The 24,662-nt window shown below is 57.0% G+C and carries 23 protein-coding genes and 2 pseudogenes; 8 read left to right on the top strand and 17 right to left on the bottom strand.

Features of this window, described 5'->3' with window-relative positions; genetic code table 11:
* Nucleotides 1-1,094, bottom strand: a 1,094-nt coding sequence (locus tag JQ629_RS31180) for a PAS domain-containing protein (RefSeq protein ID WP_212415873.1), incomplete at its 3' end; no start/stop codon positions are given.
* Between the two features lie 147 nt (nt 1,095-1,241).
* Here JQ629_RS31180 and JQ629_RS31175 point away from each other — a divergent pair.
* Both JQ629_RS31175 and JQ629_RS31170 read left to right on the top strand, forming a co-directional pair.
* The gene (locus JQ629_RS31175; RefSeq protein ID WP_212415872.1) at nt 1,242-1,895 is read left to right on the top strand and encodes a hypothetical protein; all 654 of its coding nucleotides are present in this window, start codon (nt 1,242-1,244) and stop codon (nt 1,893-1,895) included.
* A 41-nt stretch (nt 1,896-1,936) separates the two neighbouring features.
* Nucleotides 1,937-2,896: an ABC transporter substrate-binding protein gene (locus JQ629_RS31170; RefSeq protein WP_212415871.1), complete on the top strand. Its 960-nt coding sequence runs from the start codon at nt 1,937-1,939 to the stop codon at nt 2,894-2,896.
* A gap of 256 nt (nt 2,897-3,152) precedes the next feature.
* Here the strand turns inward: JQ629_RS31170 and JQ629_RS31165 are convergent, their stop codons facing one another.
* The 9 genes and pseudogenes from JQ629_RS31165 to JQ629_RS31120 all read right to left on the bottom strand — a co-directional run bounded on the left by JQ629_RS31165 (nt 3,153) and on the right by JQ629_RS31120 (nt 9,623).
* Nucleotides 3,153-4,130, bottom strand: a complete 978-nt coding sequence (locus tag JQ629_RS31165; protein ID WP_212415870.1) for an ABC transporter substrate-binding protein — start codon at nt 4,128-4,130, stop codon at nt 3,153-3,155.
* 318 nt (nt 4,131-4,448) lie between these two features.
* Nucleotides 4,449-5,027: pseudogene (locus JQ629_RS37350) on the bottom strand (alpha/beta hydrolase).
* Between the two features lie 345 nt (nt 5,028-5,372).
* On the bottom strand, nt 5,373-6,605 hold the full coding sequence (locus JQ629_RS31150; RefSeq protein WP_212415867.1) for an HlyD family secretion protein: 1,233 nt from the start codon (nt 6,603-6,605) through the stop codon (nt 5,373-5,375).
* A pseudogene (locus tag JQ629_RS31145) lies at nt 6,598-7,041 on the bottom strand (hypothetical protein). The gene JQ629_RS31150 and the pseudogene JQ629_RS31145 overlap by 8 nt, the downstream one beginning before the upstream one ends.
* Nucleotides 7,042-7,098: 57 nt before the next feature.
* A complete protein-coding gene (locus JQ629_RS31140; protein ID WP_212415866.1) occupies nt 7,099-7,533 on the bottom strand; it encodes a hypothetical protein in 435 nt (144 codons plus the stop codon).
* Nucleotides 7,534-7,731: 198 nt separating this feature from the next.
* The gene (locus JQ629_RS37995) at nt 7,732-7,887 is read right to left on the bottom strand and encodes a 3-hydroxyacyl-CoA dehydrogenase family protein (protein WP_502753519.1); all 156 of its coding nucleotides are present in this window, start codon (nt 7,885-7,887) and stop codon (nt 7,732-7,734) included.
* A gap of 80 nt (nt 7,888-7,967) precedes the next feature.
* A complete protein-coding gene (locus JQ629_RS31130) occupies nt 7,968-8,324 on the bottom strand; it encodes an HdeA/HdeB family chaperone (protein ID WP_212415864.1) in 357 nt (118 codons plus the stop codon).
* Nucleotides 8,325-8,526: 202 nt separating this feature from the next.
* Entirely contained in the window at nt 8,527-8,829 is a 303-nt protein-coding gene (locus tag JQ629_RS31125; protein ID WP_249135404.1) for a hypothetical protein, read from the bottom strand.
* A complete protein-coding gene (locus JQ629_RS31120; protein WP_212415863.1) occupies nt 8,826-9,623 on the bottom strand; it encodes a DUF2092 domain-containing protein in 798 nt (265 codons plus the stop codon). The genes JQ629_RS31125 and JQ629_RS31120 overlap by 4 nt, the downstream gene beginning before the upstream one ends.
* A gap of 888 nt (nt 9,624-10,511) precedes the next feature.
* On the opposite strand from JQ629_RS31120, the gene JQ629_RS31115 reads away from it, so the two are divergent.
* A complete protein-coding gene (locus JQ629_RS31115) occupies nt 10,512-11,216 on the top strand; it encodes a tetratricopeptide repeat protein (RefSeq protein WP_212415862.1) in 705 nt (234 codons plus the stop codon).
* 211 nt (nt 11,217-11,427) lie between these two features.
* Here the strand turns inward: JQ629_RS31115 and JQ629_RS31110 are convergent, their stop codons facing one another.
* Complete coding sequence (locus JQ629_RS31110) at nt 11,428-11,976, bottom strand: LabA-like NYN domain-containing protein (RefSeq protein ID WP_212415861.1); 549 nt, start codon at nt 11,974-11,976, stop codon at nt 11,428-11,430.
* A 298-nt stretch (nt 11,977-12,274) separates the two neighbouring features.
* On the opposite strand from JQ629_RS31110, the gene JQ629_RS31105 reads away from it, so the two are divergent.
* Both JQ629_RS31105 and JQ629_RS31100 read left to right on the top strand, forming a co-directional pair.
* Nucleotides 12,275-12,697 carry a hypothetical protein gene (locus JQ629_RS31105; RefSeq protein ID WP_212415860.1) on the top strand — a complete coding sequence of 141 codons (423 nt, stop codon included), beginning with the start codon at nt 12,275-12,277 and terminating at the stop codon, nt 12,695-12,697.
* A gap of 424 nt (nt 12,698-13,121) precedes the next feature.
* Nucleotides 13,122-14,900, top strand: a complete 1,779-nt coding sequence (locus JQ629_RS31100; RefSeq protein WP_212415859.1) for a B12-binding domain-containing radical SAM protein — start codon at nt 13,122-13,124, stop codon at nt 14,898-14,900.
* Here the strand turns inward: JQ629_RS31100 and JQ629_RS31095 are convergent.
* The 6 genes from JQ629_RS31095 to JQ629_RS37330 all read right to left on the bottom strand — a co-directional run bounded on the left by JQ629_RS31095 (nt 14,876) and on the right by JQ629_RS37330 (nt 21,265).
* The gene (locus JQ629_RS31095) at nt 14,876-18,208 is read right to left on the bottom strand and encodes an adenylate/guanylate cyclase domain-containing protein (protein ID WP_212415858.1); all 3,333 of its coding nucleotides are present in this window, start codon (nt 18,206-18,208) and stop codon (nt 14,876-14,878) included. The genes JQ629_RS31100 and JQ629_RS31095 overlap by 25 nt on opposite strands.
* Nucleotides 18,209-18,352: 144 nt before the next feature.
* Nucleotides 18,353-19,471, bottom strand: a complete 1,119-nt coding sequence (locus tag JQ629_RS31090; protein ID WP_212415857.1) for an ABC transporter substrate-binding protein — start codon at nt 19,469-19,471, stop codon at nt 18,353-18,355.
* 244 nt (nt 19,472-19,715) lie between these two features.
* Nucleotides 19,716-20,033, bottom strand: a complete 318-nt coding sequence (locus JQ629_RS37345) for a tetratricopeptide repeat protein (protein ID WP_249135400.1) — start codon at nt 20,031-20,033, stop codon at nt 19,716-19,718.
* Nucleotides 20,030-20,584: a hypothetical protein gene (locus JQ629_RS37340; RefSeq protein ID WP_249135399.1), complete on the bottom strand. Its 555-nt coding sequence runs from the start codon at nt 20,582-20,584 to the stop codon at nt 20,030-20,032. Before JQ629_RS37340 ends, JQ629_RS37345 begins: the two co-directional genes overlap by 4 nt.
* A gap of 46 nt (nt 20,585-20,630) precedes the next feature.
* Nucleotides 20,631-20,864, bottom strand: a complete 234-nt coding sequence (locus JQ629_RS37335) for a hypothetical protein (protein WP_249135398.1) — start codon at nt 20,862-20,864, stop codon at nt 20,631-20,633.
* A 74-nt stretch (nt 20,865-20,938) separates the two neighbouring features.
* Nucleotides 20,939-21,265: a winged helix-turn-helix domain-containing protein gene (locus JQ629_RS37330; protein ID WP_249135397.1), complete on the bottom strand. Its 327-nt coding sequence runs from the start codon at nt 21,263-21,265 to the stop codon at nt 20,939-20,941.
* A 140-nt stretch (nt 21,266-21,405) separates the two neighbouring features.
* Here JQ629_RS37330 and JQ629_RS37325 point away from each other — a divergent pair, with 140 nt between their 5' ends.
* The 3 genes from JQ629_RS37325 to JQ629_RS31070 all read left to right on the top strand — a co-directional run bounded on the left by JQ629_RS37325 (nt 21,406) and on the right by JQ629_RS31070 (nt 23,868).
* Nucleotides 21,406-21,846, top strand: coding sequence for a DUF1127 domain-containing protein (locus JQ629_RS37325; RefSeq protein WP_249135396.1), 441 nt, complete (start codon nt 21,406-21,408; stop codon nt 21,844-21,846).
* A gap of 837 nt (nt 21,847-22,683) precedes the next feature.
* Nucleotides 22,684-23,181 carry a lipocalin-like domain-containing protein gene (locus JQ629_RS31075; protein WP_212415856.1) on the top strand — a complete coding sequence of 166 codons (498 nt, stop codon included), beginning with the start codon at nt 22,684-22,686 and terminating at the stop codon, nt 23,179-23,181.
* 507 nt (nt 23,182-23,688) lie between these two features.
* Nucleotides 23,689-23,868 carry a hypothetical protein gene (locus JQ629_RS31070; RefSeq protein WP_212415855.1) on the top strand — a complete coding sequence of 60 codons (180 nt, stop codon included), beginning with the start codon at nt 23,689-23,691 and terminating at the stop codon, nt 23,866-23,868.
* Nucleotides 23,869-24,662 lie beyond the last annotated feature (794 nt).

Raw genomic sequence — 24,662 nt, 5'->3', positions numbered from 1 at the left:
TAACGAGCTTTCAGCGACACCGTACTCTGCTTTTCTATAGCGGACGCGACTTCATCGATCACGATGGCTTTGTCTTCAGGATGCAGCGTGCTGCTCCACTCGAATGCTGGAACCTCCTTTTCGGAAACGCCCCAGAATTCGCGAAGCATCTGATTGAGATGAACGCAGCTACCCTTCTCGTCACTGATCCAAATCATCACAGGTGCGTTCTCGGCCATTAGCCGAAAACGTTCTTCGGACGCGCGAAGTTCGATCTCAGCCTGCTTCTCTGCGGTGATGTCGTGTGCTACGCCGATAAATCCTATGTGATGCCCATGCTCATCGAACCTGGGCCGAGAGACGGCGTTTACCCATCGCCAATCGCCATTTCCCCGAGCGATTCTTATTTGTACTGAGAAGGGGTTGCCGGATGCAGAATTGGAGTTCGGTACCAGTGTCCGCAATTGCTCGGGCTCTGCTAATTGGGCAGCGTCGTCCGGGTGCACACGGCTGCGCCAATCGAGCTTTAGCGCCTCGTCGTGGCTGAGTGCGAAGAAGTCAGAATAAGCATGGTTCACGAAGGAGCGTTCGCCGTTGAGCTGAGTAACCCACATTGGAATAGGTGCACTATTAGCTATTGACCGAAATCGCTCCTCGCTCTCCCTCAGAATCCGTTCCGCAAGTTTCGAGTCCGTCACATCGAAATGCGCGCCAATTAAGCGAACGGGCCGACCATCCGAATCACGTTCTATTTGAGCCGCAACGCGTACCCATCGCGTCTGACCGTCACTTGGCCTAACGATGCGGTATTCCGCCGAGTAGAGTTGGGTCGCACCGGCCAAAGCATCCAGAAATTGCTGTTCTGTCGGTATCCGATCTTCGGGATGTATACGCGCAACCCAACTCTCATGAGACTCATTAGTGGCTGTTGGGGGGAGGCCGTGGATCGCTAGGTATTCTGGAGATCTCCGATTGCGATATCCGTCCCTCAGGTCAACTTCAACTCCACCAATGCCAGCAATCCGATGAATGAGAGCGAGCTCCGACTCGCGCGCCTGAAGCGTGCGGATCAGCTCATTTACGTCCTGGTCGGCGTCAATTACGAATACACTCAACTATAAGCCTCAATAGCCATCCCTGCAGAATCACCGAGCTTGGCCTATCAATCAACTTCGGCCAGGGTTGACGGTTCCATCGGTGCGCTTAGACCAGCTTAGGGCCCGTGATTGATGCGGTAGTTCGTCGGTTGCGGAGTCGTGGGCATGACTCCTGACTGCGAAAAGAACCTTATGGCAGCCCCTCATCGGCCGCATATGTTGAAAGTCAAATTGCGTCAGTATGGTCTCTCATTCAACATACCGTTCGCGACGCTGCAGGAGTTAAGGATCGCACTGCCCGAAGGGATACTATCAAAGGAGCTGATGTCCGCTCTTGGCAGCGTCGGATGGGCTCTTGCCATACAAAGTCCGACGAGCATGAAGCATCATTCCAATCACCGGTTTCTTGCTTTGCGTGAAGGTCCGTCAGAGGAAAGCCTCCATGAGCGACTAAAAGCCCGTCCGGAAAAAGCAACGCCCGAGGTGCATTTGCGAATATTCGACCTGCGCAGTATGCGACAGCTCAACGCGGCGAATGCCATACTGATTGATGAGCGAGCAGACTGCCGCGGGCAAACACAGACATTACTATATATTGCATCCGAGATCGATTTTGCGACGGCGCGCGCCGAACTGATGAATATCTGGGCGAGCGGACTGGGGGTGCGTTTCTTCACCGTGATGACGATCGCCCAGATCTTCATCAGTTCGGAGTGGCGTTTCGGGGCTGTCAGGACCCAACGGACGTCGCCCGTCGATGACGGGGTCGGCAATTTCGTTACTCAACCCCGTTCCAATCTCCTATTTGCTGGCCCATAGTGCGGCGGGACGCGGCCCCTGGGGCGCGGTGAGTTGATCCAATGAGACGGCCTTATCTGATCGCAGGATTGCTTTTGGCGTTGCTCGGGACGCCAGCTTTGGCCGCGGTAAAGCAAATAAGCATCTTGCACAGCGGCTTTCCAAATCGCACGCCTATCCACCTTCTGATTGAGGCATTGCTCGCGCTCGGTTATGAGGACGGCAATACGGCAGCGATTGAACTACTTGGCGGGGAAGGAGACGCCAAACGGCTAGACGCGCTGGTAGCGGGCCTTGCTTCCAAAAAGCCGGATGTGATCGTAGCGCTTACCTCGCCAGCCGTCCTCGCGTTGAAGCGGGCCGGTGTCGGAACGCCCGTCGTCTTCGCATTCGTCACTGACCCCGTGAGGCAGGGGATCGTTTCGAGCCTTTCCCGGCCGAGCGGCAATTTCACGGGCGTCACTTACAGCGAGGCGACGCTCGGCGGTAAAAGGCTGGAGCTGCTGCTCGATGCCCTTCCAGGCACGCGGCGTGTCGCCGTAATATGGAGCCGAGCATTTTCCGAGAACGCCGCCATTTTCGACGTCATCCGGCAGGCGGGGCAGGCTCGGGGGGTCGAGGTTTTCTCCCGGGAGGTGGAGGGTGCGCAAGACCTCGCGCCTGCCTTCGATGACGCCAAAGGCTCGGGTGCGCAGGCTCTCATCTTCCTTACCGACAATTTGATGTTTGGGCGGCGCAAGGAAATCGCAGCGTTGGCACTTTCTCACCAGCTGCCATCAATCCATTCGTTTGCACCTGAAGCCAGGGATGGTGCATTAATGTCGTACGGCCCCGACTTGGCTGAGAACTATCGGCGTGCTGCGGCGCTCGCCGACCGCGTTCTCAAAGGCGCGCGTCCGGCTGATTTGCCGGTCGAGGAGCCGACGCATTTTACCCTGTGCGTCAACCTCAAGACTGCGAAGGCGCTCGGCCTCAATATTTCTCCTGCTCTACTTGCCAGGGCTGACGAGGTGATCGAATAGGAATTCTGTTTCTGTTGCGGGTGCATAAGGCTTGGCATTTTTCGGACCTGATCGGTCAGCTTGTTGATGTCCATTCGCCGCGCGCTAAAGCGGTACGTGCTGGGAACATGATCGGAAGGACGTATAAGAGACATGCAGCGAAACACCGCACTCGTCTCATCAGCTCAGGCGGGCAAATGGGACTGGCGGAGTTGCAGTCCGTTGTGGTGTGTCTCTTTGCTGCACTTCGATTCCGGCCTTACGGGCCCTCACCGATCTACTGGATCACGCGGTCCGCCCGCTTGAGCACCTCGGGCGGCATCGTGATGCCGATGTCCCGCGCCGTATTGAGGTTCACGATTAGCTCGTAGGGCGTAACCCTTTCCACCGGCAGCTCGCCCGGGTTGGCTCCCTTCAAAACTTTATCGACGTACACCGCCATGCGGCGGATCGACTCGACTTGGCTCGTTCCATAGGCGAGGAGGCCCCCAGCGCCGACCCGGGACGGTGCAAAGATGGTGGGAAGCCGATCCCTGGCTGCTAGCTCGGCGATCCTCTTCGCATGAACCCCTACTACCGGTTCTTCCAGTATCAGCAGAGCGTCGGCGTGCTCTTGCCTGAATACAGCGAACGCTCCTTCCAGGTCCGGATTCGGCGCTGCCACTCTGAGGCGCAGAGTCTGGAGGCCCATTGCTTGTGCCTCTGCCTCGCTGGCCTTAATCAAGGCCTCGGAGACGCCTTGATCGCCCAGCAGAGCCACGCGCTTGAACCCAGGAATCGCCTCCTTGAGGAGCTCGAGCTGCTTCTTAGCTTGCTGCGGGTCAAAGCTCGTCGTGCCTGTGAGGTTTCCGCCAGGCCGCTCCAGATTCGCGACAACATTGTCTGCCACCGGATCGACTACGACGGCGAAGACAATCGGGATATTCTTGACCGCCTTCTTTGCGGCCCGCGCCGTTACGGCACCCGTCACGGCGATGATGTCCAAGTTGAGACGGACCAGTTCGGCAAGAAGATCGGGAAATCGCTCGTACTGCCCTTCCGCGAATCGTGGCTCGATTGCGATGTTGTGGCCTTCGACATAACCGAGGTCGGCAAGTCCTTGTCGGAATGCCTCGAAGTGGGGCGCTGACCGGTCCACAGGATTGAGAAACCCAACCCGCGGGACTTTGGTGGCTTGCTGCGCCTCGGGCGAGCCGCCTGCCAGAAACACTATCAAAGCCGTGACGATTGCGAACGCGATTCTCGTAGGACGCACGGCTGCCTCCCGATCACGCTGTTGACGATCCCACTGTACGCCTCTGCTTCAACGAGAACAACTAACTCTGAACCGCAACCGAAACTCAAGTCTTTCGGAATCGGAAGGTATTGGCAGGCTGCATTGAGCAATGTCCGCTCTCCCATCTCGGACATTGGTTCTGGCCGGACATCGGCCCATTTTTTTCTGCTAATAGGTATCGATTCCCCCGCGCCGAGGTGCGTCTTGGGCCCGGCGAGGATGATCGTTGGAGAGCTTGACACCCAGACCCGGAATTAGAGAACAAAATCGGAAGTACCGACAGCGTTAGGGCCGGGCTCATCTGGCTGGAGTAAGCCATCCTCGTTCGGCCGACTCTCGAGCCGGCAATGGCGGCTTGAGTGGACCGATGGCTTGTGCCTGAGCACGGAACGTCTTGGCATTGATGTCGGGCGCCGCCAGCACAACACGGCCTAGCCGGGCAATCACTCGGTCTTTGCCTTCGAGGCGAAGTTGGCGCAGGGTCTCGACTGTCAACATGGCACCCATGCTGTGCGCCACCACCATAATGTCGCTGACCTCGGAACTGTTGCTTAGCATCGTCAACAAAGCCATCAGATGATCACGAGAATAGTTTGCCGATTGCTTGTCCATTTCATAAGCACCGACCCGACCTTGCGATGGCTACGCGAACAGGATCGGAATTCCGTCGATGTTGATGTCCGCTTGCAATTGCGCGATCCGGAACAGCGACTCTTGGAAGGTGTTGTTGAACCCGTGCACGAACACAAAGGCTTTGTGCTTTTTCCGCCGAGTGTTGCCTTGCGGAGCGACGGCTTTGCGAAAATCGGCTTCGCTCAGTGCGGCCTGATCCACTACAGCAAAGCTGCTCCCTGGATCGGGAGTTGCGGTCGGCATTTCGATATTGCCGGGCTTGTGGTTAGGGGGTACCGAGACGGCAAACTTTGCAAAGTTGAGCGCATTGGCGCGGTTCGCGGTGAATACGTTTCCTGACGAAACCTCGCGATCACGCGTAGTCGCCACATAGATTTGCAGCGTCTTCCCGCCTCCCGAGGCCGCCACGGGCGTCAGCACTTCTGGCCCAAGTCTGGCTGCGCAACCGACCAAAAGGAAGGAAAGTAGAACGGCGACTGACCTGCCTATCGTGCAACCGCTACTCCACATCGACATAGCAACTGACTCCCCACCCAATGCGCATTAATACTATTGCTCTTGGGCCAACGGCGTGCGGTGACCATGTGGTTAGTGTCCGCTCAGCACCAGCGTCTTGATGGGCAGCAGCAAGGCCTGAATCCGCAATAGAATTGCGTGCACGAGGCCAGTGGCGTCAACGACGTGCAGCGCGAATTTCTTGAATGAACCCAGTTTCCCGGACGAAATCAATTCGTGATTGCTGGTGTAGGCGTTGGCGATACAGCTGCTGCCGGGCGTCACGCCCTCCAGCCCGCCCTTGTAGATCGGCTCCATGAAAACGAGAATGGTGCCAGGACGCACGGTGCTCTGCGCCTCGATCAGCTGTTCGCCGCCCCTGAACTGGCCGGCCGCGATGTAGTCCTGCACATTGGTCACCACCATCGGAATGATCGTCCACGGCTTGGAAATGCAGGTGGCCTCGGCCACCATTCCGACCTTCATGACCTGAGCCTCGATCTGCCCAAACCCCGCCGAGAGGGCACGCCGACCCGCACCGTCCGGAATCAGGACGCCGGCCGTCCGTATCATTGGATTGACGATATCGCCCGGCCTCAGCCCGAACTGCTCGACCCGCCCGTCGAACCCTGCACGAATGAAGGTCTTGTCCAGATCGACCTGCGCTTCGGCCAACGCCGCCTCTGCGCTAGCTTTCTCGGCGGGGAGAAGAGCGGTGACGCGGACCGCCGCGGATTGCTTTGAAGCGTTGGCGGCATCGAGCGAGCCCTGCCGGCCGGCTTGCAGCACCGTGAGTTTTTCGATGTCACGCTGCGGGACGATACCGGGATTGCGTTGTTGGAGGTCCCGCTTGGTGTTCAGCTCATCGGTCGCTTGCTGATAATCGCCCTGCGCCTGCAGGATCTGCCCTTCGGCCTTGAGAACATCGGCCTGCGCCGACAGCATGGCGGCATCGACTTCGGCGATCTTGCGTTTGGCCGTCAGCAGCGCTGCCTCCTGTTTGGCGCTGTCCAGTCTGAAAATCACCTCACCTTGTTTGACGGATGCGCTGACATCGATGTTAACCTCTGCCACCCGGCCGGCTACTTCGGACATTAGCGGGACGGTACGGTAGTACAACGTCGCCGAAGTGGTCGACGGATGATAGTAGAAGATCATCGTGATCAGCGCGACGGTGAGCATCAGGCAGCCGATGATGCCAAATCTCAGCTCGAACCAGACCGAATAGAGCGTGATTTCGTGGCCGAAGCGCTTTCCTTGCCGATAGCGGCGATAGAGATAGTCCGGCAAGATTGTCACGAGCGAACAAAGGATGATCTCAAGCATGAACCTGTGCCTCACTCTTGGCGGCGGGCCTGTTCGTGCCGGCCGCGTGGGCTGCAGCTTCAGCCGGCGGCTCGGTTGGGTCCGGTCCAGCCGGAACGCCGGCCAGCTTTTCGACCGATCCGGCAATCCTGCGTAGCGGTGTGATGAAGTCCGGCAAGTCGATCATCGCGAGGAACAGGCCGATCACCCAGAACAAATGGTTGTGCGTAAAAAGTGCCAGTAGACCGAGCACAGCAACGATCTCGAATTGCAGCTTGTGAGTTCAGTGCGCCATCCGCTCCGGCAAGGTGTGCAAGTGCAGGTAGAGATTGCCGACCCCGAGAACGGCGCCGATCAGGAGGATGCCCATAACGATCATCAAAACGTCGGTGTCACCCGGCGCGGTGATGAAACCTGGAAGGTGATGGGGCGCAGCCGGGTGCGGTGGCTCGTTCACGGAGTTACTCCATCCGAATTAAAATCAACATCGGTCATCACACGATGCGGCCCGCGACTATTTAAATCGGACCGTTACCCCGCCCACTGCAGCCGACACTTCAGCGCCGACCTTCGGGCCGCTGAGCTGCAGTATCACGCCATTGGCATTCTGCAATTGAACGCCTGCAGCCCCGGCCGCAACCGCACCGCCGGCTCCGATCGCGCTGTAACTGCCTTCAAACGCAGCCGGGCTATTCAGATTGACGGCCCGTCCGACCAGCTTGGTTGTCGAGGCTCCGATCGTGAAGCCGATGCTCATGCCCGATACGGTGAACGGATAGCGCTTGCCTCGGAAGGTCAGTACGCCCTCACCGCCGCCAGCTCCGACAATGAAGCCACCTTTCGTGAACACGACGGCAACTTGACCGGTTTCGGCCCGCGAGGGCGTACTAAAACTAGCTAAGCCTGCCAGCAAGGCAACCAGAGCGACGTTTATGCCTAATTTTTTCATGACTTTTTCCTTTGAAGAGACGCGATGAGACGCCGACTATTCGGCATTCGATGCTGTTTACATTCAACGTAGAAAATCCGGCTCCGCAAAGGCCGCGTTCGGATACTTGTAAAAGCCTCCTCCGGTTTTTACGCCCAGGTTTTTCTTGTCGAGGAAGTGTGCCTGTATTCTGCGTTCTTCTTCAGTTGCGCATACCCCTCACGTCGCTGCAGCGACGTGGTACATGGTCTCCAATCCGACGATGTCCATCAACGCGCAAGGACCGAGCGACTTCAAGCAGATCATCCAGGTCTTGTCGATGTCCTCCGCCGAAGACACGTCATTGGCGATCAGCGCCAGCCCGGAATCGACCAGGGTATCGCCCGTTTCTGTCTCTAGACCAATTCAACATGCATCATCTGCTCCCCCTGCCTCGCAACTTGCCCGACCGGAGATCACTTCTTCATCTTGATGCCCTGGTCGGTTCTATAGTCTTTGAAGACGACGTCGATCGCCTCGATGACCTTCTTGCCCGGATTGGCCTTGCAATGGACGATGACTTCGTGTTGCAGAGCTTTGGCGCGCGAGACCTGCATCATGTGCTTCTTGCCAAGGCCGTTGTACCAACCGCTATACCAGGCAGCCAAGTAATCCGCGTCTTCCTGAAACGTATTCGCCAGTTGAGCGCAGGTCAGCTTCTGAACGTCGAGATAGCCGTCGCGGTCGGCGTATGTCTTGAGTTCGACCTGGGCAAAGGCATGGCCCGCAAAAACGATGCCTGCGCAACCCAAAATCAGTTTCTTTGCGATCATTTCAATGTTTCTTTCTAGCATTTTCACACATTAATTTTCAGCGGCCCGATCACTGGCGGGTTCACTGCTTGCGACCATGAACCCGCGATCAGCAGCGTTGACAACGAAATCGGAAACGCTGAGCGTTTCGCTGAGCCGGATGCTGGTTAGGAAGCCGCAGCGCTCCGAAGCGCTGCGGCTCTTCTCGTCGTTAAGAAACGACTTACTGGCAGACCGTGACGATCCGTCCGTAGGCGTCCGCGACCTGCGAGCATGCTCCCGCAGCCCCATAGTAGGCTCCGGCCGCAACGGCGCCACCTACTACGGCTCCGCCGACTATGGCCCGGCGCGTGGTGCGTCGGGCAACGCCGGCGTAACTCATCGGCGTCAGCGGACGGCCGATCCTGGCTTCGGCTGACGAAACCAGCGATGACTGTCCATTGTGGGGCAGTTGACCTCCCCAGAAAAAGGCGCCGACGCCGAGAACGGTCGCGAACCACAGTCGGAATAAGGTTGTTCGGGTCATCGCTTGTCTCCTGTCTTGGTGGTGGTGCCCTGCGGGACTTCGTCGATATCGGAGAGATCGCCGAGCGCGATCTTCTTGAAGGAAGGATCCGCCTTGAACGCGAAGGCGTCGGCCGCCACATCGGTCTTCCAGTCCTTGATCCGCAGGGTGTATTGCGGCGCTTCGCCGATGCCCTTGCTGGTAATCACGTACTTGCGCGGGATCGGCTTCGCGCCGGATTCGATCCAGATCTGCCAGTCTGTTTCCACGTTACGGAATGCAAGGTGGTCGCATTCGACGCCGTCGATGACGCCCTTGCCAATGACGGCGGCCTCAACCACGTCGGTCATCAAGACATTGAAGACGTTGGAAAGCAGCAAATCGGCACCAGGCGCTACCACTCCATGCTTATCTCGGAGTACATCAATCAATTCCTCTGCAGTGCCGGGGGCTTCGATCTGGGCGTAGTCCTTGCCGTCCTTGTTGTTGACGGTCAGCATTTTGCCGTCAAACACAATCTCGACGTCGCGGTAACCACCCGTTCGGGTGGCACGAAGCTTGTCCGGACGGCTCAATTGCACCTGTCCGGAGCTTGTGAACTGGATTTTCTGTAACTTTGACGTAATCACCTCGATATCGGAGTCGTAAGTTACGGCGAGAGTCTTCTGGCCGGAAACATAGTCCGCCATTCCCTTTAGAAGCTTCTCGGCTTCGCCGTTCTGGGCACGGGCAGCGGGCATTACGGAAACACTCACCATGAGCGCGGCCCCGATCAAAATTCCGTGCCGTGGTATCACTTGCTTCACACCCATCATCGCAATTTTCTCCCGTTCAAAATGTCAACATCGGTGGCCTTCTATCGACAGTAGCGGGCGCCTTACGATTGCGCCAGTGATGTCGCAGCTCGAGATCGTTTTAGGAAACCCACAAGATCGCGGCCATGATCCGGGCACGATGCAAGTTCTGAGGATGGCTACCTGAGCCTAAGGCTGAAAGCGGAGTATACTAATTTAGATTAAGGCTGGTTCGAGACCTTGAAACGAGCCCTTGCGCTTCTCGAACAACGCGCTCCCAAGGTCAAAAGGCCCAGTGTAGCTTTAATAACAACAGAACCAGCCGGCGATTCAGCACAAATCGGGATGGCACAAACTGCATATAATGAAAGTTGACGAGGCAATTCGGAAACGAGCGGCTCCGCTCCCATTTTATGATGCAACCGGCTGGTTTTTTCTACTGGTCAAAAAAAAACGAAACGGCCCCAGCCTCGGGAAGAGATGCTGGGGCCGCGCTCAAGGGTTTGCCGGCGGGTTCAACCGATTGCTGGGAAACAAAAACCCGTAGCTCCGAACCGCTCACGTTGGCCATAACCTTTTGATGCTGTTCCTTTGATGGTCGGACCTTGTTCCACTTCCTGGTCTGTGCAGCCCTGCTGACAACCTTTGGGAGATGGCTCTAGCTAGGATCAATTTCTGCTTTGGGTCAAACGCGTCACTTTGGTCGTCGGCAGACTACTTCCGGTTTTCCCCCGGAAGCGGACATGCCAGGGCCGATCGACATGTCTCTTAAGTGCCAATAGGCGACATGCTTGCAAAGGCGGACCGGGCTAATGCGCAATGGTCGTTCGTTTGTGTCCGCAAGAGGCCATCGGCGGTGAACCTTTCGCGGGCGGCCCGCGACAAACAAGCCGCCAATTGAGGTTTCCCATGCCAATCGTCCGAATCCTCCTGGTCCTTCTCGCGCTCGCTTCGCCGCTGTCGATGGCGGGAGGCGCTGTTGCGGGGCCGTTTGAGGATGCGCAGGCGGCGCATGGCAGACGCGACTACGCAACCGCGCTACGGCTCTGGCGTCCGCTCGCCGACCAAGGCAATGCCGAGGCGCAGTACGCACTCGGGTTCATGTACGACGGCGGCCAAGGTGTACCGAAAAATTACGCTAGGGCTGCAAAGTGGTGGCGCCTCGCAGCCGATCAAGGCCACACCTTCGCCCAGTACAACCTGGGGACCTTGTACGACAACGGCAATGGGGTGCCCCAGAACAAAGCTGAAGCATTGAAGTGGTATCACCTTGCCGCCGAGCGCGGTAACGATGGTGCGCAGTTCAACGTCGGGGTCCTGCATTTCGCGGGCGTGGCCGTGTCCGAGAACCGGATCGAGGCTGCGAAGTGGTTTCGCCGCGCTGCAGACCAAGGTCATATTGGAGCGCAGGTATATCTTGGCCTCTGTTACGCTACGGGACTAGGCGTGCCGCAAGACAATATTCAAGCATACATGTGGCTCAGTTTGGCGGCTGCGCGAAGTGACCAAGATGCGATCAGCAATCGAAATCGCGTCGCGCAGCAGATGACCCCGGCACAGATCGCCGAAGCGCAGAAGCTGGCGGTTGAGTGGAAGTCGAAACCGGAACGGTAGTATTCCCGTGCGTCGCGGAAGCAATGTCTGCTGTGGGTCAAACTGAGAAGTCCGGACGTGCAACCGGGAAGTCGGCTTTACCCTCAAGATCGGACATCGTCAGCCGGGCCGTCAGGTCCGAAAAGTGCCAGTCACGGACATGAAAGACCAATGCTCAATTCGGTTTATCAGCTTCGAGGCATGCCGAGAAAGCCGGTGGGGAATGTTGTCCCTACGAAAACTCATCCCTCGGGTTGCGCCTGCTCTCCTCCTTTGTCCGCCCTATCGCAGCCTTAAGGTAATCCAATTCGATGAACGTATCCGCCTGCCGACGCAGTTCGTCAGCGGCCATCGCAGGTTTCGTTCGCATGCTTGATACGACTGTGACGAGAGGACCGAGGCGCTGGATTGCTTCGACAAGGCGACGAAAATCGCCGTCCCCGGAAAACAACAATATGTGGTCTACGTACTTCGCAATCTCGAGCGCATCGACTGCGAGTTCAACTCCAATATTGCGCTTGTATTTCCGCCGGCCTTGAACATCATCGAACTCCTTAACCGGTGTCGTACGCACTGCGAAACCGTTATAGTCGAGCCAATCGATGAGGGGCCGGGTCGTTTCAAATTCTTCAGCGATGATCGTATAGTAATAAGCACGCACTAGCACGCCGCGCGCCCCGAACTCGGCAAGAAGCCTCCTGAAATCAATGCTGAAGTCCAAGGCTTTCGCCGTGTAGTGGAGGTTCAGGCCGTCGACAAAGAGCGCCAATTTTTCGGACATCGCCCCAACTCCCTTGATGCCGATAGGACTGCGGCGCATTACGGTCAAACTAAGATTGCCGGCTCGGTGGCGAGCTTTGTCCACTGCTGCAGCGTCGCCGCTTAAGTCGCTTTGAGTGCATTTACGGAAATCGCCTGGACTCCTTAATCACTGGGCTAGCAAGCCGCTGAGTGCAATTCATATCCGGGCCACTACGGTCAGCCCGATGGAGTACCTCCGGCGGGTCTCAGCTTCCGGTTGAACCTTCGCGCAATTCCGCTAATCCACACCGGCGGGTCTCGGGGGAACGGAGGTTCCTATGACCAGTCCGAATGGACGCCCGTTGCGTCTCTATCGGTTGATCGTAGCTCGCATTGCAGGATTGGGTGCGGTTGCTTTTCTCGGGATCAGCACAGCCTATTCACATGACCCGATGCGACCCGAACTCAACACGTGGTTCAAGAGTCTCAAGAATAAGGCGGGCGAGCGCTGTTGTGACAGCGGAGATGGCCATCACGTCGAGGCCGAATGGGATATGGCCAAGGGTGGCTATCGGGTCCGGCTCAAGCATCCGCATCGGCCCACCGAACCGGGGCATTGGTTCGACGTGCCAGACTCGGTTGTTATCCAGCAGCCGAACCTAAGCGGCACCGCGATGGTCTGGTGGGCGCCATCTTTCGACAGCCGCGATGGAAGTATGACCCCGCTGTGGCGCTGCTTTATTCCGGGACCGGCTGGATGATCCTCACTGAGCAACAATGGGTCTGTTGCTGGTAATCGAATTGATCTAGATCAAGCGTCGGTCGGCGGTCGTCCAACCCTGATGTCCGCTTCGGGTCAATGCGTCACTTTGGTCGTTGGCAGACTACTTCCGTTATTCCCCCGGAAGCGGACACCGTTAGGGCCGGTCGGCATGTCTCATACGTGCCAACAAGCGACATACCGGCAAGAAGAAACACGCTTGGCGGATGTGAACTGGCTCACACACGGCAACGCCGCGGCCGCGGTATCCTTCATTGAATGTCGAATTAGTATTTCAGCCGTTTGAACGCAGCGCGTATGTTCTCAAAGTAGATTGTACCGTTTGCGTTTGTCGGTGATACTGGGGATATCAAGGGCGATCTTGACCAGAGTGAGGTTTTCTCATGCTCTCACGCGGAAGCGCGTTGCTCAAGCTTGCTTCGACCACACTCCACCATCTGCTAAATTCAGCTAATGCATCGCCGGCGCAGCCCGAACCCCTTCTGTCACGAAGTTATGACAAGCCCAGACTGCTATTTTTGCACCCGAAGACCCTGGTCGATTCGTGGCCGTTCACAGTCGACACCTTGGGTGAGATCGTTAAAGCTCCCAGCGCGGTATACCCGATTCTGGCGAGTGTCGTCTCTGATCTGCCGCTGCAAATCGAAATGTTCGACGGTTACGTAACGAGGGAGAGCTTCGTAAACTACAAACGGAGACTGCGACAGGCGGACGTGATCGCAATTTCCATGATGTCTCCCCTGAAAGCGCTGGATACCGAGCTGACCATCCGTCTGGCCAAGGCGCTCAATCCGAACGTCGTGATCATCCTTGGCGGCAATCATGCTTCGGCCTTCCCCGAACGCTGGATTGAGTGTGGAGTTGATTTTGTCGTTGTTGGGGAGGGCGAAGTGGCATTTCGCGAGCTTATGCAGGCCATCGTCTCGCGCAGCAGCACCTTTAATCACCTTCCGAATCTTGTTTACCGCGATCACGGTCGCGCCAAGGCAACGGGCGTCAAAGCACCTAAAATTGACCTGAACCGTGTGCCGGTGCCGCGATGGGATCTGTTTGATTTGCGTCCCTATGGTTTAGGATTGCAGTCCGGCGGCTTGACGGCTGCTGTCGAAGTCTCGCGTGGTTGCCCGCACCGCTGCGACTTCTGCAATATCAACACTTTCTGGAACTATCGGCAGGATTACAAGTCCGTCGAGCGGGTTTGCGATGAATTAGCAAAGCTGCATGGTCTCGGCGTGAGAGAGTTCATTTTTACAGATGATAACTTTGCCCAAGATCATCGACACACCAAACGACTGTTCGAAGAAATGATTCGCCGCGACCTTCGCATGCGCTTTGGCTCTTTCATGCGCGGCGACACCGTCAACAGGAATCCCGAGCTCGTTGAATTGGCTGCTCGGGCGGGATTGTCTTTCTGTCTCATGGGTATCGAGACGCTTGATCCAGAATGGCTCAAGAGCCATCGAAAGGGGGTACGGGCTGACGATGCTGTATCGATGTACAAGAACGTTTATGGCGTCCTGCGGCGCAACGGTGTTTTTGTCATCGGGTTGTTCATTACACCGCCTGAGGCGGCCAATGGCCAGGTTTCGGGACGTGGCGCAGACGGTGTCGTGTGTGATGCCCACTACACTGCCGATCTTGTCGCCACCAAGGGCAGCGCACTGTTTATAGACCTCAGCAAACGCGGCGCCGTCGGCAAGGATATGTTCTATCATGATTGGAATCTCTCAAGCATAAAGCTGCCGGACGGACGGTCTCAACGCAGCCAAACATTGCTTGGCTCATTGCGGGTTTGGAACACGTTTGCGATTACGACGGCACTGATCGGGCCTCCACTTCTCAGACGCTTTCGCTGGCGCAACGTAGGCGTCCTCGCGGAAAGGGTCCTTTGTACCTCTTGGGCTGACATAAGGCGCTTCCGGATGGCGAAAGATGAATCTTTGCCCCTTGGGCTGCGCCAGCACCAAATCGTCAACAGTGTGGTCGCTCCAGGTTCTGTTCAAAGATTGATCAAGGCGCGGTGGTTCAAGAGTCCCTTATCTCTGCGCAACAGCATTTGGTCTGCACAGCTAAAGCAAAGGACCCTCATTGCTCAGCCGGTGGAAGGCGGCCCTTTCCGTGAGAGTTTTCATGCGACCGATCGATCTGCTGAAGAGGTTCAGGAAAGCTCGTCCAGCATTTGACGGGCCATGCGCAGATCGCGAGTCGATGAACCTTCGTCAAACGTACGGTAAATGGCAGCAAGCTCTTCACGAGCTTTCGTGCGCTCCAATCCTTGACGCAGCCAGGATCGGCAGAGACTCATGGTCGCACGGAGAGCAAGTGATTTGGCATTCTGACGTATCGCGAGTTCCAATGCCTTGCGAAAAAAATACTCTGGACGCGCGTTACTCTCGGCGACTTGGGCTTGCCTACTCAACAACTCTCCGGTCAGTCGATAAAGCTCGGGCTGCCACCAGCCTTCGCCCGTACGTTCAACAACCGCAATCATCTCCGCGAGCGGGCCCAGCCCATCGGCGGGCTGCCCAGCCGAGATGCATGCCTCCGCGAAGCAGCATGTGAAATAGGGAGCATAGACGCGGGCCCCGGTCTTGTGCCAACCGTCGAGACCTTCACGCAACTCCGCTATTCCGACCGCTGCTTGCTCACCCTCATCTGCGAGCGCCCATCCGCGCATGATACGGCCACTTGCCAGCCAGAATGGAAAATCGTGCTGCTGGCAAAGGGCCACGCATTCCTCGGCAAGATCACGCGTCATGCTTACTTCGCCACGTAGCTGGTAAAGTACGGCGGAAAAACTCAACGCCCACGCCAGCGTATACGGATGGTCCACCTCGCGGGCTCGCGCCAACGCTTGCCCTGTCGTTGCCGCCGAGCGATCCGGGTAGCCCGTGAGCCAAGCGATCAAAGCGCCGAGACATAACGCGCTCGTTGCGGTATCGGTCGAGTAAAGGTGCATTCGACCCCGAAAGTGGTCGGGGTCGAACAAAGCCATGCATTTGTCAAAGTGCTCCTGCGCCGCCGGCAGTTCTCCTCGGAAGCCCAGCGAGAACGCCTGCGCTTGATGGGCCTCCATCAGCAGGCTTTGATCGCTGACTTTGTTGGCGATATCGAGCAGCTGTCTGGTTGTGTCCAATGCGTTCTGCAGTTCGGCACCGACAAGATAGAATCGATAGAGTCCCTGCAGGACCGGGAAAATCTGTGGGGCAGTGCCCATACGATTGCAGAGTGCGTGCGCACGACGGTAATTTTCGCCTACGTCGGGTGCGGCATAACTTCCAATAGCGGTCAACGGAAGGCCCCGCCCGACCAGTAGCATCAGTTCCTGTTGATCGCGCGCCGGCGTTTCGGGTATCGTCTGAAGTATTGCAAGCGCCTTGTCGTAATAATCGACCGCCTCGACGTTGCCCGCACGCTCCGCAGCTCGCTTAGCGGCCGCCTGCCAGTACTTTATCGCCAGCTGAATGAGATCTGCTTGCGAGAAGTGGTAGGCCAGCACTTCGGGCTCGGTTGAAGCACGGTCGGGAAACCCCTCTTCCAGCGCCTTTGCGATACGCGCATGGAGCTCCTTGCGTTGGGGTCTGAGCAAGGTGCTGTAGGCCGCGTCCTGGACCAGCGCGTGCTTGAATTTATATGACTCGTTGGGTGGGTCGGTTCGACGGTAGATCAGCTCGGCCGAAACCAGTTGGCGAAGAGTTTCCTTGAGCTGATCAACGGAAAATCGGTAGACGGCACTGAGCAACTCAAAGGAAAACTCACGGCCAATAGCCGCACCGATCTGCACCACATCTCGAACCGGCGACAAGCGATCTAGCCGCGCCAAGAGAGACGCTTGCAGCGTGCTGGGGATCGCTTGAGCACCCGGCGACATCGTCGCGACCTCTCCTCGGCCCTTCGCGAGTTCACTCTCGATCACCGTCTTTGTCAGTTCCTCAACGAATAGCGGAACGCCGTCTGTCCGATCGAGTATCTGCTCGAAAATCTCTTCACGCAGCGGCATCGACCCTGCGATGTTCTTGATCATAGCCAAAGCATGCGACCGGGGGAGTCTGTTTAGAGACAGATGAGTAACATAAGGTCGGTCGGCCCAGGGCGGTGAGAAGGCCGTCCGGGAAGTCATGATCAAAAGAAGCTTCTGATGTTCCGCGGCATCTATGCAATGCTCGGTCAATTCCAGCGAAGTTGGATCGATCCAATGCGCATCCTCGAAAACGATCAGCAGGGGCTGGTGCGAGGAGATTTCCCTGATGATCGACTGTAGCGCGGCAAACGTTCGTAGCTTGCGGACTTGCGGACTCAACTCAACTTGAGGAAAGCGGCCTTTGGTCGAGATCGAGAGTAATTCGGCGATCAAAGCCAGATCGAGCGGGTCCTTGATGGAAGGCGCAAGCAGTGAACAAAGCTTGTCAAATTTCTGATCGTCGCTGTCCAGGCGTGCAATGCCCGCTACGGTCGTGAGCTGACTGATCACGGGATAGAGGCCACTGCCCTGATGCTGCGGTGAGCAGAAGTAGCGCATTCTAGCATAGGGCTGATCGAGTAGCTGCGCTTCCAACGCGGCAGCCAGTCGCGACTTGCCAATGCCGGCCTGGCCGGACAGCAGCACAACCTGACCTTCGCCGGATTTTGCGCGACTCCATCGGCGGATCAGCAATTCAAGCTCTTCCTGCCGTCCAGCCAGCGGCTGATCAGATGAGTGCAGCGCTTCGAAGCGGCTTTCGACATCGCTCCTCTCGATCACCCGCCAAGCACGGAGCGGCTTGGTAAACCCCTTGAACTTCAGCAGGCCGAGATCGTCATATTCGAACAGGCGCCCTGTCAGACGATGTGTGCGGTCATCGATCACGATGGTATTCGGTTCGGCAATTGCCTGCAGCCGAGCCGCCAGGTTGGGCGTTTCGCCTACGATGGGAACTTCATCCATCTGAGCGGACTGAACAAGCTCACCAACGATCACTACGCCCGTGGCAATTCCGATCCGTACCTGAAGCGTCTCGTGTGCCGGTCCCAACTCGCCAACGGCGTCAACCAGTTCTAGCCCCGTGTTGACGGCCTGCTCGGCGTCGTGCTCGTGTGCCACCGGATATCCGAAGTAGGCCAAAATGCCGTCACCTTGATATCGGGCGACCAGGCCGCCACCCGATTCCACAATTTTCGTCCCTAGACGCTGGTATTTAGCGAGGAGATCATGGAGATCTTCGGGATCGAGACGCTCAGCAAGTGCCACTGAACCCACCAAGTCACAAAACATCACACTAAGCTGCCGGCGCTCCGCGGCGGGGCCTGATGGAGCGGATGAAGTCGCTTGCGGAACGGTCTCCAGGAGGGTCGGTGCCCCTGGCGTCAAGGTGGCGCCGCATTCATTGCAGAACTTGGATCGTGCGGTATTGCCATGCCCGCAAGCGGGGCACGCTTGCGCCAGCGGGATGCCGCATTGGTTACAGAATTTGCTTTCCGCGGTTAGGTTCGCCTTACAGGCCGGGCACTCCATCACTCACCCCACTGCGCAAACTATAAAACCGCCTAGCCGATGCAATGCTCTAGATGTGATGCCTGTACGTGGTAGACCGCCTCACGTTAACGATCCCGTCGAGAAGGGGCAAGTCGATGCAGGCTCTTCAATGTCCGCTTTGGGTCAAACTGAGAAGTCCGGGTTGGCCACCGGGAAGTCGGCTTTGCCTTCAAGAACGGACATCGACAGACCGGTCCCGTTGGTCTGGTTCGTGCCATCAACGGAAGTCGGTCCCCTCATTCGATCACCTCGTCGGCGCGGGCAACGAGTGTCGGCGGCAGAATCAAGCCCGATTTGTTGGGCGGCCTTTGTGTTGATGATAAGCTGAAACTTAGTGGGCTGATAAAAGGGAATTTCGGCGGGATTTTTGCCTCGCAGTATTTCGGCGACCTGGCCTGCCGCGTATCGAAACGCATCGAGTAAATCGATACAGTAGGTCATAAGCCCACCCGCTACGGCGAGATCGCGGAACGGATACATTGTCGGTATTCGAGCGCTCGCGGCAAGGCTGGTCAATGTTTTGGCATTCACATTATGGTCCGGTTCGTCGGAGACTAGAAGTGCATCTATTCGAGCGTTTCTCATCGAGGCGAACGCCGCTGCATAGGTCGCTTCGTTAAACGAATTTCCGATGTCCACATGAGTTATCGCAACCTTTGCCTGTTGCGCCGCCTCTCGCACTGCCGCGCCCGTCGGTCTGCTCCAATTGTCGGACGATGAGAGATACCCAACTACAGATACGTTCGGCCGCGCTTCGACCAGCAAAGCCAAACGTTTTCCATAAAGCTCCAAACCAGCGTCAACGGTTACGCCCGTAAAATTGGTCCCGGGTCGAGCCAAGCTCGACGCGAGCCCAGCGGCGACCGGATCATCTATTGTCGCAACAATCGGAACGGTTGTTGTCGTGGCTTTGAGTCCTGCTATCATCGGATAGCCGCTCGTGAATATGGCGTCTGGGTTAGTGGCCACCACAGTTCGCGCGAGATCGGCATAACTGCCTGTACGGCCACCTCCTGAATAGCGATCAACAATCAGGTGTTCTCCCTCGACAAAGCCGCGGCGGCTCAATTCGTCGAGGAATGATCGAAAATAAGGATGAGTTTTGAGCTGCTCAACAGGACGAGCGGGTGAGATTATCGCGATCCGCTTTCGTGGTGTCGATCTATCGGTCTGAGCGCGAGCCTGTCTAACTAAGGCTAAGGCGGCCACTGCCGCGCCCGCGACGAATTCTCCCCTTCGCATGTGCCCCTCCAACGCCTGTGGGGCCGACAGCCTAACACATTTTCCCGACCGTTTGGGACATAGTGGCGCGGCATATGTCCGAGTTGGGTCATCCGCGTCGGTTTGGCCGGACCACGGAGACTTCCGGTCTACCCCCGTCAACGGACATTCTCAGGATAGGCAGGCATGTCTCAAAGGTGCCAACTCCGGACTCATGGACCGCAGAAGAGTGCCGCGATTCGATCAACTCGTGGACATTGGAGAGCTACTCGGTCAATCCCGCATTCCGAAAACCCTCAATCATCAGCTTCGCAGTTTTTGATAGCTGGCTCCGGGCGATCCACGCCGATATTGTGAAAGCGGGATCGATCTCAAGCATACGAGCCGCGGCCTCACGGGCCTCAGCGTCGCGTCCGAGATGGGCGAAAGCGGACGCGAGGCAGCGGTATGGTCCTGGATAGCACGGGTTTACACGCTGGGCTTTCTTCGCTGCAATGATGGCCTCGTCAAAGCGACGAAGCTCGATAAGGGCAAATCCAATCTCGGTCAGCGCTGTGAATGTTTGCGGGTCTACCGGGCTCATTCGCATGGCACGTTCAAAGCTCCGGATCGCTTCCTCCGCCCCGCAATCTTATGGACCCAGCCTCTGCAGAGCCACGTGTGATATGAATTCGGGTTGAGCTTAACCGCCCGGTCGGCCATCTCGATCTCGGTCTCACAATCGCCGACCAAAAGTGCCGAGGTCAGGGCAGCCCTTGCTAGTTTGTTTGGATCACCATCGTCGAGGTTCAATGCCAAGCGCATGAGCCGAACGGCTTCCTTGCGTTCGAATTGAGGGTCGATGGCATAGTTCCTAACCACGTTTTCCAGGTGACAGGCACCTGCCAGAGCGGCGGCACCAGCAAACCCGGGGTCAAGCTCCAGGGCGCGCTGGACCAGTCGGAGTCCCTCGGCCAACCCTTCGCGGGTCGATGGGCCAATCTGCTGCATAGCCCGGAGACAAAGATCATATGCGGTGAGGTCTTCAGGCCGCCGCCGCGACGCCAGTGCAATTTCTGCTTGAAATATCCTTGGTTGAATAGCTGAGACAACGGCGAGCGTGACTTCATCCTGCAACGCGAAAATATCTTTCATGTCACGCTCGAACTTGTCCGCCCAAATGTGAGCGCCCGTAGCCGCTTCAATCAACTGGCCCGTGATGCGAACTTTCTCCGACGCCTTGCGCACCGCCCCCCTGAAGAACATAGCGCACGCCAAGCCTGCGCCCGACTTCCTTGATATCGACGGCTTTGCCCTTAAAGGTGAAACTCGAATTGCGAGCGATCACGAACAACCATCTGAATCGCGAAAGTGCGGTAGTGATCTCCTCAACCATCCCGTCCGCGAAGTACTCCTGCTCGGGATCGCCAGACATGTTCGCGAACGGCAGCACGGCGATGGAGGGCTTGTCGGGAAGTGCAGGAACGCTCTCGGGCGCATCGCCAGGGTTTAAACCTGCAACCTTTCGCGCCTCCCGTACCTGTCCGACGAAGCGGAAGCCCTTGCGCCGTAGTGTTTTGATGAAGCGTTGTTCCTCGCCGGAATCGCCGATTGCATCCCGGCGGCATTCAGGCGGGTCGTCAGCGCCGCGTCAGATACGCTGCGCCCATTCCAAATGGCTTTGATGAGGTCGTCCTTGCTGACAACCCGCTCCCTGTTGCGGATCAGGTATTCGAGCAGGTCAAAAACCTGCGGTATGATCGACACCGCACCGGTCCCCCGATGCAGCTCGCGCAGGTTAGTGTCGAATGCGTATTCCTCGAAAAGATAGCGCAACTGCCATTCCTTCCCGGGGTTGCCTCTGTACTAGCGAAGGAAGAGTAAGCCGCCGGTAAGAGAAATGTAAGCCACCAGTTAAGCGCGCCCGCGCATCTTGCGGCATTGCCTAGTGAACAGTCCAGACAGGACACATCCTAATGAGCACGATCCGCGAGACCACTGAGCTGGGGCCGGTAACCGCAAGGCCTCTCGAAACATATTGGAATGCATTTCAGGAGTGGCGAAAACGCCAGAGATTGGCCAACTTGTGCGACCTAAGTAACAGGGAGCTAATGGATATCGGTATTACCCGCAGCGAAATCGATTACGTCGCCTCGAACCGAGGTATCGACCCGCGAGGCATCCGCACGTTCCTTATTGTGATGGTCTGCACCGCGTGCGTCCTCCCATTCTCGAGCGAAGCCAGAGCTCAATGCACCGCGCGCGATGTCCTGCAGAACCAACTGAGGCTCAAGAAAAGCCCCTCAGTTAGTAAGCCGCAAATTCTAGTTAGATCCGCCGTCGATGTTCCGGTGTGGAAGACGATTAGGGTACCCAACGCTGACATAGGTGGAGTTCGTCATCCGCCTCAAATGTGAACATGTTCACACCAGTGCATCCCGGGGCAGGGCAAAATCGAAGCGTAAAAGCGCACTACCCTCCAGCCTACGGAGTGCTCAGTGACTGACGAACGTTGGCCGTACTTCGCCGCTATTGCATCGATCATCTTAGTGATATCCGTTGTGTACTTGGTTGAGCAGAAGTGCCAAAGAGAGCTTGCATTTCAGCGTTCCTTTCCATCCGCGCTGTCCCAGCTAATTGTAGGAAGTGAGCCGATTCGGTGTTGGTTCAGTAATTAACGTATGCGGAGGCCGACTTCCGCTTTGGGTCATTCGCGTCGGTTTGGCCAGACCACGGCGACTTCCGGTCTACCCCCGTGAACGGACATTCTCAGGATATGCGGGCATGTCTCAAAGGTACCAACACCAACAACGGACATGTTCCAGATTTGGTGTTCTAGACTCGCCGATCTCACGACCCGGAGTATTTGAGTCCCATGCCCCAAAGAGACTTTTGCAACACTATCCGCCATGAGCCGTCATCACAGCGGACCCCCGTGCCACGAGCGGGTGACACTCGAAAGCCATCCCGCAAGTGCTGTGAGAATGATCCGACGGAAGAGGAAAGCTAACGCGGTAAATCCTAATAGGACGACAACCCAATATTGCTTCAGTATGCCCAAAGCGGTAGGGTCGGGCATCATGCCCGGATATGTCGAAATCACCGTGCGGTACAACGCGAGTGCCGTCGTCAGGCATTGTTCTTGAGGAGGCCGCGCCTTTTTGTCGGTCTCATGTTCTCCGAAAATGCAGCCATTGGCGCGCAATAAGTGGGGCGTTGCTGCGCCTTCAACTTATCTACTTGGGGAGGACCCTATGAAGCGCACTTTGATCTCCGCAATAGGAATCGCTCTCGTTCTGACGTGGGCTAAGCCAGTGCCAGCGAAGGATTTGGCTTCTCAACTCGTTGGAGTGTGGAAGTTCACCAGCCAAAGCACCAAGGAAGTAGCGACAGGCAAGATCAGCCACCCCTATGGGGAGAAGCCGACTGGCCATGCCGTATACACGAAGGGCGGACACATTGCGTTTGTCCTTGTCGGCGACACCCGCAAAGCTCCCGCGGGGGCCAGGGCCACGGACGCCGAACGTATCAACTTGTTCAACACGATGGCCGCCGCCAGTGGGACCTATAAGGTCGAAGGCAATACCATAATCGCGAGCTACGCGGCGTCATGGAATCAGACGTGGACCGGCATTACTTCAAAGCGCCATTTCGAGATAGTGGGAAATAAGCTGACGTTGACATCGGCGCCGACCAAAGACCTGGCAGGCCAAGACATCGTTTTTGTGGTGACCTACGAACGAGTCGAGTAGGGCGCGCATCCAACGCTTTCCCGATCGTCCACACCGGTGCCGTTGAGATGCTGGCAATTTTGCGCGTAATGCCGACGGATCGACCTACAAGATGCTCCCGGAAAACCTTTCCAGCGAGCCGTATGCCCTCGTGCTACCCAGAGGGGACTGGAGACTTCGCGCCGCAGTCAATAAGGCCCTCTCGCAGCTCTACAGCAGCCCCCATCCTCGACATTTATCGGAAATGGTTCGCTGCGCTAGGAGAGCGTCCCGATCTACTACGCGCAGCCGTCTACATCTTCGGGACCATTCCAGAATAATCATCGATAATTCATCACTTTCGCTGCCCCGCGCTCTCCGGGACCTAAAGGCGAAGGCGGCATCATCTCTTCGCATCGGCTTTGGACCGGCACTGAACCTTATTAACGCAGCGCAGCTACCCGACGCTCACATTGAATAGCTTGTCAGTTGCCAACGCCTTTCATCGTGATAAAAGCCACCCTCGCCACAAAACCGCTCGGAGAATAAATGGCCAAAGCGAAGAAGATCGTTCGTCGCGCCTGGAGTAAGGACGACATAAGACAAATGAAAACGATGGCTAAGTCGAAGGCAGGCGTCACAAAAATCGCAAAAACACTAAAGCGGACCCCCGGCGCGACGAGCGTGATGGCCGCAAAGCTCGGAGTATCTCTTTCGACAAGGCCGTAAGGAGGGTATGCGGCGGGCGAGACAATCCCATACGGTCGCAACCCGCCGTGTTCGCAGGTTCAGTCTAGTGCGGGCTGCAGGGCGCGGGAACGGCACATCACTTAGCAAGCTCCCAACTTCGTAAACCATACGCGACGCTCAGGTTTGGTTTACCAGACCACTTAAGCTTTCTTGTCGCCGCACGTGCGAATGTTGCTGCAGATCGGGACAAACTCGACAGGGAACGCGTCAGGGTCAGGCACGCAAAACGCGGCCTGACCCGCTAATTTTTCGGATTGAAATGTCAAAAAAAAAGCAAGGCAACTGATCGATCTAAGCGACGCGGGAGTATCTTGGTTTCACCCGATCGAGCTTCAGCTATCTCGGTGGTCACTCGCAGCTTGGTCAACATGGCTTTGGTGTCCGCGACTTCGGGAGCTGTCTTGCTCACGTTGTTGATCCTTAAGCGCGTTTAATCTGTGCCCCAGCATCCGTCAGCGGATCAAACATGGCCTTAGAGCCTTCTCGTAAAAATTATCTACGTCGAAAATAGACAGTAGCCTCCCGGCGTGCGTTCGAGACTTTCTTAGGGTCAATCATTCGGCATTGCCGCTAGCCGGTTCCAGCGTGGCGAAGTCGTCGGGCAAACAATTGCGCCCGGCGGCTTCGTTTCTTCCGATGAACGTCAGCTTTGCGGCCGTTTATGTCGCGTCTCCGTAACACCAGTCGTTTCGTCGCATCACGCCCACAATTTCGACTCCACCTCGTTAGCTATTCACGCCATAAGGGCGGCAGCGATCGGCGGATCCTGACCG

It is taken from the genome of Bradyrhizobium sp. AUGA SZCCT0222 (assembly GCF_018130205.1).
Classification (GTDB): Bacteria; Pseudomonadota; Alphaproteobacteria; order Rhizobiales; family Xanthobacteraceae; genus Bradyrhizobium.
Note: the sequence above shows the minus strand (reverse complement) of the source record. Positions and strands in the feature narration are given on the sequence as shown.

Excerpts from the sequence above, each read along its gene's own strand:
- JQ629_RS31175 (WP_212415872.1), top strand. The coding sequence starts at position 1,242 with ATGACTCCTGACTGCGAAAAGAACCTTATGGCAGCCCCTCATCGGCCG.
- JQ629_RS31170 (WP_212415871.1), top strand. The coding sequence starts at position 1,937 with ATGAGACGGCCTTATCTGATCGCAGGATTGCTTTTGGCGTTGCTCGGG.
- JQ629_RS31150 (WP_212415867.1), bottom strand. The coding sequence starts at position 6,605 with ATGCTTGAGATCATCCTTTGTTCGCTCGTGACAATCTTGCCGGACTAT.
- JQ629_RS31140 (WP_212415866.1), bottom strand. The coding sequence starts at position 7,533 with ATGAAAAAATTAGGCATAAACGTCGCTCTGGTTGCCTTGCTGGCAGGC.
- JQ629_RS31130 (WP_212415864.1), bottom strand. The coding sequence starts at position 8,324 with ATGATCGCAAAGAAACTGATTTTGGGTTGCGCAGGCATCGTTTTTGCG.
- JQ629_RS31125 (WP_249135404.1), bottom strand. The coding sequence starts at position 8,829 with ATGACCCGAACAACCTTATTCCGACTGTGGTTCGCGACCGTTCTCGGC.
- JQ629_RS31120 (WP_212415863.1), bottom strand. The coding sequence starts at position 9,623 with ATGATGGGTGTGAAGCAAGTGATACCACGGCACGGAATTTTGATCGGG.
- JQ629_RS31115 (WP_212415862.1), top strand. The coding sequence starts at position 10,512 with ATGCCAATCGTCCGAATCCTCCTGGTCCTTCTCGCGCTCGCTTCGCCG.
- JQ629_RS31110 (WP_212415861.1), bottom strand. The coding sequence starts at position 11,976 with ATGTCCGAAAAATTGGCGCTCTTTGTCGACGGCCTGAACCTCCACTAC.
- JQ629_RS31105 (WP_212415860.1), top strand. The coding sequence starts at position 12,275 with ATGACCAGTCCGAATGGACGCCCGTTGCGTCTCTATCGGTTGATCGTA.
- JQ629_RS31095 (WP_212415858.1), bottom strand. The coding sequence starts at position 18,208 with ATGGAGTGCCCGGCCTGTAAGGCGAACCTAACCGCGGAAAGCAAATTC.
- JQ629_RS31090 (WP_212415857.1), bottom strand. The coding sequence starts at position 19,471 with ATGCGAAGGGGAGAATTCGTCGCGGGCGCGGCAGTGGCCGCCTTAGCC.
- JQ629_RS37345 (WP_249135400.1), bottom strand. The coding sequence starts at position 20,033 with ATGAGCCCGGTAGACCCGCAAACATTCACAGCGCTGACCGAGATTGGA.
- JQ629_RS37340 (WP_249135399.1), bottom strand. The coding sequence starts at position 20,584 with ATGAAAGATATTTTCGCGTTGCAGGATGAAGTCACGCTCGCCGTTGTC.
- JQ629_RS37335 (WP_249135398.1), bottom strand. The coding sequence starts at position 20,864 with ATGTCTGGCGATCCCGAGCAGGAGTACTTCGCGGACGGGATGGTTGAG.
- JQ629_RS37325 (WP_249135396.1), top strand. The coding sequence starts at position 21,406 with ATGAGCACGATCCGCGAGACCACTGAGCTGGGGCCGGTAACCGCAAGG.
- JQ629_RS31075 (WP_212415856.1), top strand. The coding sequence starts at position 22,684 with ATGAAGCGCACTTTGATCTCCGCAATAGGAATCGCTCTCGTTCTGACG.
- JQ629_RS31070 (WP_212415855.1), top strand. The coding sequence starts at position 23,689 with ATGGCCAAAGCGAAGAAGATCGTTCGTCGCGCCTGGAGTAAGGACGAC.